We start from the raw sequence: 14,591 nt of genomic DNA, 5'->3' as shown, positions 1-14,591 counted from the left end.
CCGGTCGGCGCCGTCGGCGCGTCGACGTCGCACCTACTTCCACGTAGGGTACGCAGGCGTAAGGTACGCGACCGTAGGTTCGGCTCCTCCGCCCGCCGGGGCGGTCCGGGCAGGACCCGCCCAGGACCCGGACGAGGGGGAGCACGTGAGCGACGCGGTGGCCGACCCGGCCCGCACCGAGCCGATGGTCCAGCTGCTCGACCCCTCGGGGGTCCGGCGCAGCCACCCCGAGCACGACGTGGACCTCACGCCGGACGAGCTGCGCGACGTCCTGCGCGACCTGGTCCTCCTGCGCCGGCTGGACGCGGAGGCGGAGGCGCTGCAGCGCCAGGGCGAGCTGGGCCTGTGGGCCGGCAGCCGCGGCCAGGAGGGCGCCCAGGTCGGCGCCGCCCGCGCGACCCGACCGCACGACCAGGTCTTCCCCACCTACCGCGACCACGGCGCCGTCCTGGGCCGCGGCATCGACCCGCTGCACGTGCTGAGCCTCTACCGGGGCACCGACCACGGCGGCTGGGACCCGGCCGCGCACCGCGTGCACCCGTACACCCTCGTCATCGCCGCGCAGCTGCTGCCGGCCGTCGGGTACGGCATGGGCGTGCAGCGCGACGGGGCCGTCGGCACCGGCGACCCGGCCCGCGACACCGCCGTCATCGCTTACCTGGGCGACGGGGCCAGCTCGCAGGGCGAGACCGCGGAGGCGCTGAGCTGGGCGGCGGTGTTCAACGCCCCCGTCGTGTTCTTCTGCCAGAACAACCAGTGGGCCATCTCCGAGCCGGTCGAGCGCCAGACCCGCGTGCCGATCCACCGCCGCGCCGAGGGCGCCGGCATGCCGGGCGTCCTCGTCGACGGCAACGACGTGCTGGCCTGCCTGGCCGTCGTCCGCTCCGCCCTCGACCGCGCCCGCGCCGGCGGCGGGCCCACGTTCGTCGAGGCGTACACGTACCGGATGGGCGCGCACACCACCTCGGACGACCCGACCCGCTACCGCAGCGCGGCCGACGTGGACGCCTGGCGCGACAAGGACCCGATCGACCGGTTCCGCGCGTACCTGGCGTCCGAGGGCCTGCTCGACGAGGCGTTCGAGACCGCTCTGGCCGCGGAGGCCGACGCCTTCGCCGAGCGGCTGCGCGCCGGGGTGCGCGCGCTGCCCGAGCCGGACCCGGCGGCGATGTTCGACCACGCCTACGCCGAACCGCACACCCAGGTCGTCGAGGAGCGCGACGAGTTCCTCGCCGCGTGGGCGCGCCACGACGAGGAGTCCGCCGCGATCACCGGAGGAGCACGCTGATGGAGCGCATGGCGCTGGGCAAGGCGATCACGGCGGGTCTGCGCGCGGCGATGGACCGCGACCCGCGCGTCGTCCTCATGGGCGAGGACATCGGCAAGCTGGGCGGGGTCTTCCGCGTCACCGACGGCCTGCAGAAGGACTTCGGCGAGGACCGCGTCATCGACACCCCGCTGGCCGAGGCCGGCATCGTCGGCACCGCCACCGGCATGGCGCTGCGCGGGTACCGCCCGGTGTGCGAGATCCAGTTCAACGGGTTCGTGTACCCGGCGGTGAACCAGATCGTCACGCAGCTGGCGAAGCTGCGGGCCCGCTCGCGCGGTCGCCTGAGCGTGCCCGTCGTCATCCGGATGCCCGCCGGCGGCGGCATCGGCTCGGTCGAGCACCACTCCGAGAGCCCGGAGGCGCTGTTCGCGCACGTCGCCGGCCTGCGCGTGGTCACCCCCGCCTCGGCGCACGACGCGTACTGGATGGTGCAGCAGTCGATCGCCTCGGCCGACCCGGTGCTGTTCCTGGAGCCGGAGCGCCGCTACTGGGAGAAGGGCGACGTGGACGTCGACCTGGCCCCCGGGCAGGTGACGCCGCTGCACCGCGCGCGGGTCCTGCGCGCGGGCACCGACGCCACCCTGGTGGCCTACGGCCCCACCGTGCGCCTGGCGCTGGACGCCGCCGCGGCCGCCGCCGAGGACGGCACGCAGCTGGAGGTCGTGGACCTGCGCTCGATCTCCCCGCTGGACGTGGACACCGTCGCGGAGTCGGTGCAGCGCACCGGCCGGCTGGTCGTCGTGCAGGAGGCGCCGACGTTCTTCGGCACCGGCGCCGAGCTGGCCGCGCGCGTGCAGGAGCGCTGCTTCTACTCGCTGGAGGCGCCCGTGCAGCGCGTCGGCGGCTTCCACGTCCCCTACCCGGTCGCGCGCGTCGAGGAGCACTACCTGCCCGGGATCGACCGGGTGCTCGACGCCGTCGACCGCGCGCTCGCCGCCTGAGCGCGCCCCGAACTCCCCAGGAAACGTCCCGAGAGGAACCCGTGGACCAGCGCTTCGCCCTGCCCGACGTCGGTGAGGGGCTGACCGAGGCGGAGATCGTCTCCTGGAAGGTGCGCGAGGGCGACCTCGTGGCCGTCAACGACGTCCTCGTCGAGATCGAGACGGCGAAGTCGCTGGTGGAGCTGCCCAGCCCGTACGCGGGCACGGTGGCGCAGCTGCTGGCCCCCGAGGGCGCCACCGTCGAGGTCGGCGCCGACATCGTCGTGGTGCGCACCGGCAGCACCGAGGCTCCCGGGCCCGTCGGGCCGCCCGCCGCCGAACCCGCCGCCGCGGCCCAGGACGCCTCCGGCGCCACCCTGGTCGGCTACGGCACCCGCGAGGCCGCCCCGCGCCGTCGCCGCTCGGCGCAGGCGACCCCGCAGCCCGCCGCGCCGCAGCAGCCGGCCGCACCGGAGCCGACGGCCGCGCCCACCGCGCAGCGGGTCCTGGCCAAGCCGCCCGTGCGCAAGCTGGCCCGCGACCTCGGCGTCGACCTGGCCGACGCCACCCCCACCGGCCCCGGCGGCACCGTCACCCGCAGCGACGTCCTCGCGCTCGTGCCCGGCGCCCCCGAGGAACCGGCGCGCCGCGTGGAGCGGCACGAGCGCGAGCACCACGTGCCGATCCGCGGGGTGCGCAAGGCCACGGCCGCCGCGATGGTCGAGAGCGCGTTCTCCGCCCCGCACGTCACGGTGTTCACCACGGTCGACGTCACCCGCACCATGAAGCTGTACCAGCGGCTGAAGCAGGACCGGGAGTTCGAGGGCGTCCGCGTCTCCCCGCTGCTGCTGGTCGCCAAGGCCCTGCTGGTCGCGGTGCGCCGCAACCCGGACGTGAACTCCACGTGGGACGAGGCCAACCAGGTCATCGTCGTGAAGAACTACGTCAACCTCGGCATCGCCGTGGCGACCCCGCGCGGCCTGCTCGTGCCGAACGTCAAGGACGCCGACGCGATGACGCTCAAGGAGCTGGCCGTCGCGCTGGGCGAGCTGACGACGACCGCGCGCGCCGGCAAGGCGTCCCCGCGGGACCTGGCCGAGGGCACCATCACCATCACCAACGTCGGCACGTTCGGCATCGACACCGGCACCCCGATCCTCAACCCGGGGGAGGCGGCGATCCTGGCCGTCGGCACCATCGCCGAGCGCCCTTGGGTGCACCGCGGCAAGGTGAAGCCGCGCTGGACGGTCACCCTGAGCCTGTCCTTCGACCACCGGATGCTCGACGGGGAGAGCGGCTCGCGCGTGCTGGCCGACATCGCCGCCGTGCTGGAGGACCCCGCCCGCGCGCTCGTCTGGAGCTGATTCGGCGGGTTTCCCCGGACCGTCGCCCCGCCCCGGGACGGTCGCCCGTCCCCCGGACGGTCGCCCGTCCCCCGGACGGTCGCCCGCCCCCGGACGGTTGCTCGGGCTCACGAACGGGTAGGGGCTCCCCGGAGCGGTTCCGCGACGGGAGGAGGACGGCGTGCCGGGGTGGCTGGAAGCCGGGGCGTGGGGGTTGTTCGGCGGGGCGGCGCTGGTGGTGGGCGCGCTCGTGGCGTGGTTCGCGCCGGTGCCGCGCGCCGTCGTCGCGGGCGTCATGGCGTTCGGGTCGGGCGTGCTCATCTCCGCCCTGGCCTTCGACCTGGCGCAGGAGGCCGCCGAGACCGGCGGCCTGACCGTCACGGTGGTCAGCCTGCTGGCCGGGGCGCTGCTGTACGTGGCGGCGAACGCGGCGCTGGCCCGGCGCGGCGCCCGGCACCGCAAGCGCTCCGGCGGCCAGCAGCCCTCGGAGTCCGAGCAGGGCGGCAGCGGCGCGGCGATCGCGGTCGGCGCCCTGCTCGACGGGGTGCCCGAGTCGGTGGTGCTGGGCCTCGGGCTGCTCGGCGGGGGCGGGGTGAGCACCGCCGTCGTGGCCGCCGTGGCCATCTCCAACGTGCCGGAGGGGCTGTCGAGCGTGGCGGGCATGAAGCGCGCCGGGCGCAGCGCCCGGTACGTGTTCGGCGTGTGGGGCGGCATCGCGCTCGTCAGCGGGCTGGCGGCCGCCCTGGGGTACCTGGCGCTGGGCGGGGCCTCCCCGCAGGTCGTCGCGGCGATCACGGCGCTGGCCGCGGGCGCCATCCTCACCATGATCGCCGACACGATGATCCCGGAGGCGTTCGAGCGCACGGGCCTGCTCACCGGGTTCATCACCACGCTCGGCTTCGTCCTCGCCTTCGCCGTCAGCCGCCTGGGGGGCTGACCGGGGGCTGACCGGGGGCTGACCGGCACCGGGCCGCGCCGCTAGCGTCCGGGCGACGGCCGCCCGCCAGGGCGACGACGCGAGAGGCGGAGCCCCCGTGACCCACACCCCCACCGGACCGATGCCCGCGCGGCCCGGACCGCTGCCGCGCATCAGCGTGCCGGTGCCGCACCTGGCCCAGCCGCTGCGGCGGTTCCTGGCCACCGAGTCCGGCGGGGCGGTGCTGCTGCTGACGGCGACCGCCGCCGCGCTGGTGTGGGCGAACCTGCCCGGCTCCGGGTACGAGGAGTTCTGGCACGCCGAGGGCTCGGTGCGCCTGGGCGGCTGGGAACTGGCCCTGGACCTGCGGCACTGGGTCAACGACGCCGCGATGGCCGTGTTCTTCCTCGTCGTCGGCCTGGAGATCAGCCGCGAGGTGACGGTGGGGGAGCTGCGCAACCCGCGCGCCGTCGTCGTGCCCGTCCTCGGCGCGCTGGGCGGGCTGGCCCTGCCCGCCCTGCTGTACCTGGCGGTGAACCCCAGCGGGCCCGCGGCGGTCGGCTGGGGCATCCCCATGTCCACCGACACCGCGTTCCTCGTCGGGGTCCTGGCGCTGTTCGGGCCGCGCTGCCCGGACCAGCTGCGCCTGTTCCTGCTGACCCTGGCGATCGTCGACGACGTCGGCGCCGTCACCGTGATGGCCGTCTTCTACAGCGACGAGGTGTCCACGACCGCGCTGGGCGTCTCGGCGGCCCTCGTCGCGGTGCTCGCGCTCCTGCGCTGGGCGGGGGTGTGGCAGCTGACCCCGTACGTGCTCGTCGGCCTGGCGCTGTGGCTGGCCGTCTACGCCTCCGGCGTGCACCCCACCCTGGCCGGCGTCCTCGTCGGTGTCCTCGTGCCAGCCGCGCGCGTGTCCCCCGAGCAGCGCGAGCGGGTGCGCACCTACGGGCGGGCGCTGCTGGAGCGGCCCACCCCGTTCCGGGCGCGGATGGCGACGACGGCCGCGCGCGCCGCGGTGCCCGCCAACGACCGCCTGCAGGACGCGCTGCACCCCCTCAGCGCCTACGTCGTCGTCCCGCTGTTCGGGCTGGCCAACGCCGGGGTCGTCCTGGACGGCGAGGCGCTGCGCACGGCGCTGACCTCGCCGGTGACCGGCGGGATCGTGCTGGCCCTCGTCGTCGGCAACGGCGTGGGCATCTCCGTGGCGGCCGCGGTCGCCCTGCGCACCGGGCTGGGCGACCTGCCCGGCCGCGTGCGCTACGGGCACCTCGTGGGCGGGGCGCTGCTGGCCGGGATCGGGTTCACCATCTCCCTGTTCATCACCGACCTGGCCTTCGACGACGCCGCCCTGCGCGACCAGGCGAAGATCGGCGTGCTGGCCGGCTCGCTGGTCTCCGCCGTCCTGGGGTCGCTGGCGCTGCGCGTCCTGGGCGAGCGGATGCCGCTGTGCACCGTGGACGGGGACGAGCTGCCCGAGCTGCCCGCCGGGCCCTGGCTGGACCCGACCCGCGCGTGAGGTGGGCCGGCGGGTCTCAGCGGTGCAGGCCCAGGTTGGTGCGCAGCGCCACCACCTCGACCCGCCCGGTGTAGGCGCGGCCGTCGACGAACAGGGTGGGGGTGCCGCGCGCGCCGTCCGCGGCCCCGGCGCGGTAGTCGGCCTCCACGGCCGGGCGGTGCGCCTGCGCCGCCGCCCCGACCACCTCGCCGGTCACCCCCGCGCGCTGCGCGTGCGCGGCCAGGTCCGGGTCCGTCAGCCGGTCCTGGTGGGCGAACAGCAGGTCGTGCAGCGGCCAGAACGCCTCCCCGGCGGCCTCCGCGGCCAGCGCCGCCGTCAGCGCGAACGGGTGCTTGGTGAACAGCGGGAAGTGCCGGAACACCAGCCGCACCCGGCCCGCGGACCCCTCGACGACTTCGCGCAGCACGGGCGCGGCGGCCGCGCAGTAGGGGCACTCGAAGTCGCCGTACTCCACGATCGTCGTGGCCGCGCCGGGATCGCCCAGCACGTGCCGGTCCAGGTCCACCGCCACCGGGGCGCTCGCACCCGTCGCGGGCGCGTCGCCCGGTCCGCTCGCCGTCACGGCCCGGACCGTAGCGCCGGGCGGGGGCGCGGTCGACCCCCGTCGTGCCCGGCCCCGTCCGACCTGGTCCTGCGAGGGCCTCCCACCGCCGCGCCCGCGCGGCTACTGTCACCGCTGGCGAGCGCTCTCAGGGGTCCGTGCCCCCGGGGTGCCCACCACCCGGTCCGCCCGTCCCGTCCGCCGGAGGTCCCGTGACCACCACCCCCGACAGCCCGCCCGCGCCGCTCGCGGCGCCCGGCGACGGGCCCGTCGAGGAGGCCCGCCGCCCCGTCATCCTCTGCGTCGACGACGACCCCGGCGTCGTGCGCGCGGTCGCCCGCGACCTGCGCCGCCGCTACGGGCACACCCACCGCGTGGTGCGCGCCGACTCCGGCCGCGAGGGCCTGCGCGCCCTGGAGGAGCTGGTCGTGCGCAACCAGCCCGTCGCCGTCGTCATGGCCGACCACCGGATGCCGTCGATGACGGGGGTGGAGTTCCTCGAGGAGGCCATGGACGTCGTCCCGGCCGCCAAGCGGGTCCTGCTGACCGCCTACGCCGACACCGACGCCGCGATCCGCGCCATCAACGAGGTCGACCTCGACCGCTACCTGCTCAAGCCGTGGGACCCGCCGGAGGAGCGGCTGTACCCGCCGCTGGACGAGCTGCTCGCCGACTGGCGGGCCGCCACCCGCCCGGCCGCCGCGGGGCTGTCCGTCGTCGGCCACCAGTGGTCCGCGCAGACGCAGGAGCTGAAGGAGTTCCTGGCGCGCACCTCCCTGCCGTACCGGTACGTCGACGTGCGCAGCGCCGAGGCCCACCGCCTGCTGCGCATCGCCGGCCTGGACGACGGCCCGGACTTCCTGCCCGTCGTGTTCCTGCCCGACGGCGGGACCGTGCCCGCCTGCCGTCCGCGCGAGCTGGTGCAGCGCCTGGGGTTCCCCACGACGGCGGCCGCGCCCTTCTACGACGTGGTCATCGTCGGCGGCGGCCCCGCCGGGCTGGGCGCGTCGGTGTACGCGGCCAGCGAGGGGCTGCGCACCCTGCTCGTGGAGCGCTCGACGACGGGCGGGCAGGCCGGGCAGAGCAGCCGCATCGAGAACTACCTGGGCTTCCCCAAGGGCGTCTCGGGCAACGAGCTGGCCCAGCGGGCCCGCGACCAGGCGCTGCGCTTCGGCGTGGAGGTGGTCAAGACCGTCGAGTGCGTCGGCGTCGAGGCCGCCGGGGACGGGCGCCGCGTCCGCCTCGACGACGGGTCGGTCGTCGCCTGCCACGCCGTCGTCCTGGCCACCGGCGTGACGTACTCGGCGCTCGCCGCGCCCGGGCTGGCGGAGTTCACCGGCCGCGGCGTGTACCAGGGGGCCGCCGCCCACGAGGCCGTGAACTGCGCCGGGCAGGTCGTCCACGTCGTCGGGGCCGCGAACTCCGCCGGGCAGGCGGCGCTGTTCTTCGCCCAGCACGCCTCCGAGGTCGTCATGCTCGTGCGCGGGGACTCGCTGCGACGCAGCATGAGCGAGTACCTGGTGGCGCGCATCGAGGCGACGCCGAACATCCGGGTGAGGCTGCGCACCGAGATCACCGGCGCCTCCGGCGACGGGCACCTGCAGCGGCTGGCGCTGTGCGAGCGCGCCACCGGCCGCGAGGAGGTCGTCGACACCGAGTGGCTGTTCGTGTTCATCGGCGCCGCCCCCCGCACGGACTGGCTGGGGGAGGCGTTCGTCCGCGACGCCAAGGGGTTCCTCGTCACCGGACCGGACCTGCTCGACGAGCGGGGCCGCCCACCCGCGGGGTGGGACGTCCCGCGCGACCCGTACCTGCTGGAGTCCAGCGTCCCCGGCGTGTTCGTGGCCGGCGACGCGCGCGCCGCCTCGGTCAAGCGGGTCGCCTCCGCCGTCGGCGAGGGGGCGCTGGCCGTGAACCTCGTGCACCGCTACCTGGAGGGGCTGTGAGCGTCGAGGAGGCCGCCGGGCCGGCCACCGTCGGGGTTGACGAGCTGCGCACGCTGTTCCTGTTCGAGCACCTGGACGAGGAGGACGTGCGCTGGATCGCCGAGCGCGGCGACCGGCGCACCTACCCGGCCGGCGCCACCGTGTTCGCCACCGGTGAGCCCGCCGGGCACCTGTGGGTGCTGCTGGAGGGGGAGGTGCGCCAGGAGAAGCAGGTCGGCGGCCGGCCCGTCGTCCTGGGCACCACCAGCCAGCGCGGCGCCTACGCGGGGGCCGTGCGCGCCTTCGTCGACGAGGGCCAGCAGGTCTACGTCAACGACCTGAGCACCACGACGACCACGAGCCTGTTCCGGCTGCCCGCCCGGGACTTCGCCACGTTCGTGCGCACCCGGATGCCGATGGCCGTGCACCTGCTGGACGGGTTGTACGTGGGCCTGCGCAACACCGAGGCCACCGTGCGCCAGCAGGAGCACCTGGCACGCCTGGGGCACCTGTCCGCCGGGCTGGCCCACGAGCTGAACAACCCCGCCGCGGCCGCCGTGCGCGCCGCCTCGCAGTTCGGGCGCGTCCTGGGCGTCCTCGCCGACCCGCCGCCGGTGGTGGACGGGCTGGCCGGCGCGGCGTCCGAGGTGCTGGCCGCCGCCCGCGAGCGCGCCCGCGACGGCGGCGGGGTCGCGCTGGGCGCCCTGGAGCGCGCCGACGCCGAGGACGAGGTCGCCGACGTCCTGGAGGACGCCGGGGTGGCCGAGGCGCAGGAGGCCGCCGTCGTCCTCGTCGCCGCCGGGCTGGGCGCGGACGAGGTCGCCGCCGCGGTGGAGCGGCTGCGCGGGCCGGGCCTGTCCGAGCGCGTCGGCTGGCTCGCGGCCGTCCTGGAGGCCGACGCCCTCGCCCGCGAGATCGGCACCGCCACGCAGGCGATCTCCGCCCTCGTCGCCGCCGTCAAGGCGTACAGCTACCTGGACTCCGGCAGCGCGCAGGACGTCGACGTGCACGCCGGGCTGGACAGCACCCTGACGATGCTCGGGCACAAGCTGCGCGACGTGCGCGTGGTGCGCGAGTACGCCGACGGCCTGCCGCGCGTCAGCGCCCACGGCGCCGAGCTGAACCAGGTGTGGACGAACCTGCTCGACAACGCCGTGCACGCCGTCGGCGGGCGCGGCACCGTCGTGCTGCGCACCCGCGCCACCGGCGACGGGGTGCGCGTGGAGGTCGCCGACGACGGCCCCGGGGTCGACGAAGCCGTGCGCGACCGGCTGTTCGACGCGTTCGTCACCACCAAGGGCCCCGGCGGCGGCACCGGCCTGGGCCTGGACGCGTGCCGGCGCATCGTCGAGGACCGCCACCACGGCCGCATCTCGTTCACCACCGGGCCCGGCGGCACGACCTTCGCGGTCGACCTGCCGGTCGCCCGGCCCCGTTGAAGGACCCACCCACCGGAGGACGTCGTGAGTAGCACCACCTGCGGGCACCTGGACACCGTCGACGCGACCGCCGAGCCGAGCGCGCCCGGCTGCGAGGACTGCCTGGCCGCCGGGGGCCGCTGGGTGCACCTGCGCATGTGCAGCGGGTGCGGGCACGTCGGCTGCTGCGACTCCTCGCCTGGCAAGCACGCCACCGCCCACCACCGCGGTACCGGCCACCCCCTCGTGCGCTCCTACGAGCCGGGCGAGGAGTGGTTCTGGTGCTACCCCGACGAGCTGCTGTTCGAGCTGCCCGACGCCCCGCCCGCCCCCTCCCACCCCTGAGCGGGGCGGGGTTCAGCCGTCACCGCGGCCCCGGCTGCGCAGGGCCAGGACGAGCGCCACCCGCCCGTCGAAGGACGCCGGGTCGGTGCCCGTGAGGTCGCGCACGCGGGCGAGGCGGTTGCGCACCGAGTTCGGGTGGACGAACAGCGCCTGCGCCGTCGCGGTCAGCGACCCGTCCAGGTGCAGGTAGGTCTGGACCGTCGCCACGAGCTGGCTGCCGTGCCGGGCGTCGTAGCGCACCAGGGGTTCCAGGACGTGGTCGGCGAACGGAGCGAGGTCCTCGCTCGTCATGCGCTCCAGCAGCCCGGAGAACGTCGCCAGGTCCCGCGGCCCCGCCGGCGAGCCGCGCCGGGCCGCGATCGCGAACGCGGCCAGTCCCTCCCGCACCGACCGGGCGACGCGCGGCAGGGGCCCCGGCCCGCCCGTCGCGTGCGGCACGGGCGGTGAGGACGGTGACGGCGTGGCCAGGGCGGCCGCGCCGGACGCCACCGCCCCCGCGGCGGCGACGACGACCGCGACCTCGCCGATCCAGCCCTCCACGTGCGGGCCCGTGACCGGGCAGGCGCGGCCCGCCGGCAGGCACAGGACGGCCAGGTCGCCGTCGAGGACGTGCGCGGGCAGCCGGTCGCGCAGCACGCCCGCGCTGGCCAGGCCCCGGCGCACGTAGTCCAGGACCCGCCCGTCCTCCCGGCGCTCGCGCCGCGCGCGCCGCGCGGCGTCGTGGACCTCCTGCAACCTCTCCGTGAACGCCACGAACGGCAGGGTGTTCGGCACCGTGAACAGCGCCAGCCCCGCCCGGCGCGCCTCGTCGGCGAGCTCCAGCGGCGGTTCGTGCCCGCTGACCCCCACCGCCAGGCCGATGCCCGCGGCGCCGGCGCGGGCCAGCGCGTCGACGAACGCGCGGCGGTCGGCGGCGGTGCGCAGGTCCGAGCCCACCGTGAGGATCAGCTCCCCGCCGCGCAGGAACGCCGACGGGTCGACGAGCTCGGTCGGGTGCGCGAGGCGCACCGGGCGGTCCAGTCCCGTCTCGCCCGTGAGCACCCGCACGTCGAAACCCGGCCACGACACCACGTCCCGCACGGTCACCGGCGGGACGGCGCCGCCGGGGTCCGGGGCCTCCGGGTCCGCGGGGTCGGACGTCATCACCGGGAAACACTAGGGCCGCCGTGTGACGGCGGTGTTTCCGCCGGGTGTGGGCGCGCACACCCCGGCGCGGCGGCCGTTGTGGGCGCCGCCAGGAACGCCCCGCGCGGGCTCCTGGCCCGCCTACGGTGACCGCCGACCCGCCCCGCACCCCACCGGCGGCTCCGCCCGAGAGGAACCCGATGGCCACCACCGGAACCCCCGCCCCCGCCGGCGCGCCGCCCGGCGGCGACACCGACTACCCGCTGAGCCCGGTCCCCACCGCGGCCCGCAGGAGCACGACGTCCGTCGTGGTCGTCGTCCTCGGCTTCCTGTTCTTCACCCCCACCATGATCACTGGTGGGCAGGTCGCCGTGGCGTTCGACTTCCCCCGCTTCCTGCTGCTGGCCGCAGCGGCCGCCGCCGTGCTGGCCGTCTACATCGGCCTGATGGGCGCCATCAGCGCCCGCACCGGCCTGACGACGGTCCTGCTGGCGCGCAGCGTGTTCGGCCGCGCCGGCGGCAAGTGGGCCTCGATCGTCCTCGGCGGCACGCAGGTCGGCTGGTACGGCATCACCCTGGCGACGCTCACCGACCTCGTCGGCCGCGCGCTCGGCGTGCAGACCACCTGGCCCCTCGCCGTCGTCGCCGGCGTCGCCATGGCGGCCAGCGCCTACCGCGGGTTCCGCGGCATCGAGGTGCTCAGCTGGGTCTCCGTGCCGCTCATGCTGGCCCTGTGCCTGTGGGTCCTCGTCCTCGCCGTCGGCGAGACCGGCGGGCCGGGCGCGCTGCTCGGCCTGGAGGGCGCGGGCGGCACGAGCACCGGGGTCGCGCTGACCGCGATGATCGCCACGTTCATCTCCGGCGGCACCCAGATGGGCAACTGGACGCGGTTCGCCCGCTCGGGCCGCACCGCGTTCGTCAGCACCGCGGTCTGCGTCCTGCTGGCCCAGTTCGCCATGCTGGCCTTCGGCGGCGTGGGCGCCGCGGCGTTCGGGCAAGCGGACTACGCCGAGCTGCTCGTCCAGCTCGGCATCGTCGGCGCCGGTCTCCTGCTGCTGGTGCTGAACCTGTGGACCACCAACGACAACACCGCCTACGCGTTCGGCGTCGCCGGTGCCGAGCTGTTCGACCGCCCCGACAAGCGCCCGTTCGTCGTCGGCGGTGTGGTGCTCGGCATCGCCATCGCCGTCAGCGACCTCGGCGGCGCCCTCGTGCCGTTCCTCGTCCTGCTGGGCGTCGTCATCCCGCCGCTCGGCGGCGCGCTCATCGGCTGGTTCTTCCTCGTGTGGCGCGGCCACGCCCCGGCCACCGACCTGACGGCGCAGCCGCTCGTGCGCTGGAGCGCCCTGGCCGCCTACGCCGCCGGCACCGCCGCCGCCTGGGCCGGGTCGGCCTTCGACGTCGGGATCCCCGCCCTGCAGGGCGTCGTCGTGGCGGCGCTCGCGGCGCCCGTCGCGGCGGCCGCCGCCCGCCGCGCGACCCGCGCGGAGGTGGCCGCGTGAGCGCCCCCGCCCCCCGTCCCACCACGGGGTCCCCGGGCACCTTCGTCCGCGCCGCCCACGTCATCACGATGGACGGGCGCACCGGCAGCCGGCCCGTCGTCGCGAACGTCCGGTTCGCGGACGGCGTCCTCACCGGCGTCGGCCCCGACGTGCGACCCGGACCCGGCGACACGGTCCTCGACGGGACCGACCGCCTCGTCACGCCCGGGTTCGTCAACGCGCACACCCACTCCTGGGAGGCGCTGTTCAAGGGCCGGTACGACAACCTGCCGCTCGAGCTGTGGATGCTGTTCTCCTACCCGATCCTCGGCGACGCGCGCGTCTCGCCGGACCTCGTGCGCCTGCGCAGCCGGCTGTTCGCGGCCGAGTCGCTGAAGGCGGGTGTCACCACCCTCGTCGACGACGTCCTGGAGACGCCGGGGCAGGAGTTCGACCAGCTCGACGCCGTCGTCGACGCCTACGACGAGGCCGGCGTGCGCGCCAACGTCTCCGGGCACGTCATCAACCGGCCGTTCACGGACACCCTGCCGTTCCTCGACGAGCTGCTCGACCCCGCCGTCGCGGAGCAGGTGCGGCGCGCGCCCCTGCTGAGCGCGGAGGAGTACCTGGCCTTCAGCCGGGAGGCGTTCGACCGCTACCGCGGGCGGGCGGGCGGTCGGCTGCGGTACATGGTCGCGCCGTCCGGGCCGCAGCGCTGCACCGACGACCTGCTCGCCGGCGCGACGGAGCTGGCGCTGCGCGAGGGCGCCGAGTGCCACGTCCACGTCCTGGAGACCAAGACGCAGGCCGTCACCGGGCAGGAGTCCTACGGCACCACCCTCGTCGAGCACATGGCCCGGATCGGCGCCCTGTCGCCGGTGACGACCTTCGCGCACGGCATCTGGGTCACCCCCTCCGACGTCGAGCTCATGGCGGCCCACGGGGTCTCCGTCTCGCACAACCCCGTCTCCAACATGAAGCTCGGCTCGGGCATCGCGCCCTGGCGGGCGTACCACGACGCCGGCGTGCCCGTCGGGCTCGGCAGCGACGGCTGCTCCTCCAGCGACAGCCCGCGGATGCTGGACGTCCTCAAGGCGGCGGCCCTGCTGCACAAGGTCACCGGCCCGGACTTCACGCGGTGGCCGACGGTGGAGGAGGTCCTGCGCGCCGGGACGGTGGGCGGCGCCCGGACCGCGCAGCTGCACACCACCACCGGCTCCCTGGAGGTCGGCAAGCGCGCGGACCTGCTCGTCTGGGACCTGGCCACCCTGGCCTTCACGCCCCGCAACGAGCTGGACCTGCAGCTCGTGCACTCCGAGAACGGCAGCTCCCTGGAGTCCGTCTACGTGGACGGCCGGCTCCTCGTCGACCGCGGGCGCCTGACCACCCTCGACGAGGCCGCGCTCGTGGCCGAGCTGGCCGAGCACCGCGAGGAGCTGCGCTCCTGGCAGGAGGGGCTCGGCCGCCTCAACGAGGTCTTCGTCCCGGCGTTCACGCGGATGCACCACCGGGCGGCCGCGCGCGACGTCGGCATGCACCGCTGGGCCGACCGCGAGGCGCAGCCCGTCGCCTGAGCCCCCCACCCCCGCCCCCACCCCTCCCGCCCCCCACCGTGATCTTGCTGGGACTCCCAGCGGGATCACGGTGGGCGGGGTGGTGCCCGTCCACGGTCCTGTGCCCCGCCTGACATCCTGGGTGCGGGGAGATCACAGCGGACCGTGACCGGATCGT

General features: G+C 76.1%; 12 protein-coding genes. 10 read left to right on the top strand and 2 right to left on the bottom strand.

Annotated features, from left to right (window positions below):
* The first annotated feature begins 145 nt into the window (after positions 1-145).
* The 5 genes from pdhA (at position 146) to nhaA (ending at position 6,025) form a co-directional block, all read left to right on the top strand.
* Positions 146-1,288, top strand: a complete 1,143-nt coding sequence (gene pdhA, locus ACRYMY_RS00580; RefSeq protein ID WP_432545311.1) for a pyruvate dehydrogenase (acetyl-transferring) E1 component subunit alpha — start codon at positions 146-148, stop codon at positions 1,286-1,288.
* Positions 1,288-2,271: an alpha-ketoacid dehydrogenase subunit beta gene (locus ACRYMY_RS00575; protein ID WP_432545310.1), complete on the top strand. Its 984-nt coding sequence runs from the start codon at positions 1,288-1,290 to the stop codon at positions 2,269-2,271. The genes pdhA and ACRYMY_RS00575 overlap by 1 nt, the downstream gene beginning before the upstream one ends.
* A gap of 41 nt (positions 2,272-2,312) precedes the next feature.
* Positions 2,313-3,614: a dihydrolipoamide acetyltransferase family protein gene (locus ACRYMY_RS00570; protein WP_432545309.1), complete on the top strand. Its 1,302-nt coding sequence runs from the start codon at positions 2,313-2,315 to the stop codon at positions 3,612-3,614.
* 160 nt (positions 3,615-3,774) lie between these two features.
* Complete coding sequence (locus tag ACRYMY_RS00565; protein ID WP_432545308.1) at positions 3,775-4,530, top strand: ZIP family metal transporter; 756 nt, start codon at positions 3,775-3,777, stop codon at positions 4,528-4,530.
* 121 nt (positions 4,531-4,651) lie between these two features.
* Positions 4,652-6,025 carry a Na+/H+ antiporter NhaA gene (gene nhaA / locus ACRYMY_RS00560; protein ID WP_432545396.1) on the top strand — a complete coding sequence of 458 codons (1,374 nt, stop codon included), beginning with the start codon at positions 4,652-4,654 and terminating at the stop codon, positions 6,023-6,025.
* Positions 6,026-6,041: 16 nt separating this feature from the next.
* On the opposite strand, the gene ACRYMY_RS00555 is transcribed toward nhaA, so the two are convergent.
* Positions 6,042-6,587, bottom strand: a complete 546-nt coding sequence (locus tag ACRYMY_RS00555) for a DsbA family protein (protein ID WP_432545307.1) — start codon at positions 6,585-6,587, stop codon at positions 6,042-6,044.
* Between the two features lie 272 nt (positions 6,588-6,859).
* Here ACRYMY_RS00555 and ACRYMY_RS00550 point away from each other — a divergent pair, with 272 nt between their 5' ends.
* From ACRYMY_RS00550 to ACRYMY_RS00540, 3 genes are read left to right on the top strand one after another with little or no spacing between them, the layout of a single operon-like run.
* Positions 6,860-8,512, top strand: a complete 1,653-nt coding sequence (locus ACRYMY_RS00550; protein WP_432545395.1) for an NAD(P)/FAD-dependent oxidoreductase — start codon at positions 6,860-6,862, stop codon at positions 8,510-8,512.
* Positions 8,509-9,930, top strand: coding sequence for an ATP-binding protein (locus tag ACRYMY_RS00545; protein ID WP_432545306.1), 1,422 nt, complete (start codon positions 8,509-8,511; stop codon positions 9,928-9,930). Before ACRYMY_RS00550 ends, ACRYMY_RS00545 begins: the two co-directional genes overlap by 4 nt.
* Before the next feature lie 24 nt (positions 9,931-9,954).
* Positions 9,955-10,254, top strand: coding sequence for a UBP-type zinc finger domain-containing protein (locus ACRYMY_RS00540; protein ID WP_432545305.1), 300 nt, complete (start codon positions 9,955-9,957; stop codon positions 10,252-10,254).
* 12 nt (positions 10,255-10,266) lie between these two features.
* Here the strand turns inward: ACRYMY_RS00540 and ACRYMY_RS00535 are convergent, their stop codons facing one another.
* On the bottom strand, positions 10,267-11,397 hold the full coding sequence (locus ACRYMY_RS00535) for a PucR family transcriptional regulator (protein ID WP_432545304.1): 1,131 nt from the start codon (positions 11,395-11,397) through the stop codon (positions 10,267-10,269).
* Between the two features lie 182 nt (positions 11,398-11,579).
* Between ACRYMY_RS00535 and codB the strand changes: the two genes are divergently transcribed.
* Positions 11,580-12,881 (top strand): cytosine permease, encoded by a 1,302-nt coding sequence (gene codB / locus ACRYMY_RS00530; RefSeq protein WP_432545303.1) that lies wholly within the window; start codon positions 11,580-11,582, stop codon positions 12,879-12,881.
* The gene (locus ACRYMY_RS00525; protein WP_432545302.1) at positions 12,878-14,434 is read left to right on the top strand and encodes an amidohydrolase family protein; all 1,557 of its coding nucleotides are present in this window, start codon (positions 12,878-12,880) and stop codon (positions 14,432-14,434) included. Before codB ends, ACRYMY_RS00525 begins: the two co-directional genes overlap by 4 nt.
* Positions 14,435-14,591: the final 157 nt, after the last annotated feature.

The sequence above is a fragment of the Kineococcus haloalkalitolerans genome (assembly GCF_050871905.1).
Lineage (GTDB): Bacteria > Actinomycetota > Actinomycetes > Actinomycetales > Kineococcaceae > Kineococcus.
The sequence above is the reverse complement of the archived record's forward strand: the minus strand, read 5'-3'. Positions and strand labels throughout refer to the sequence as shown.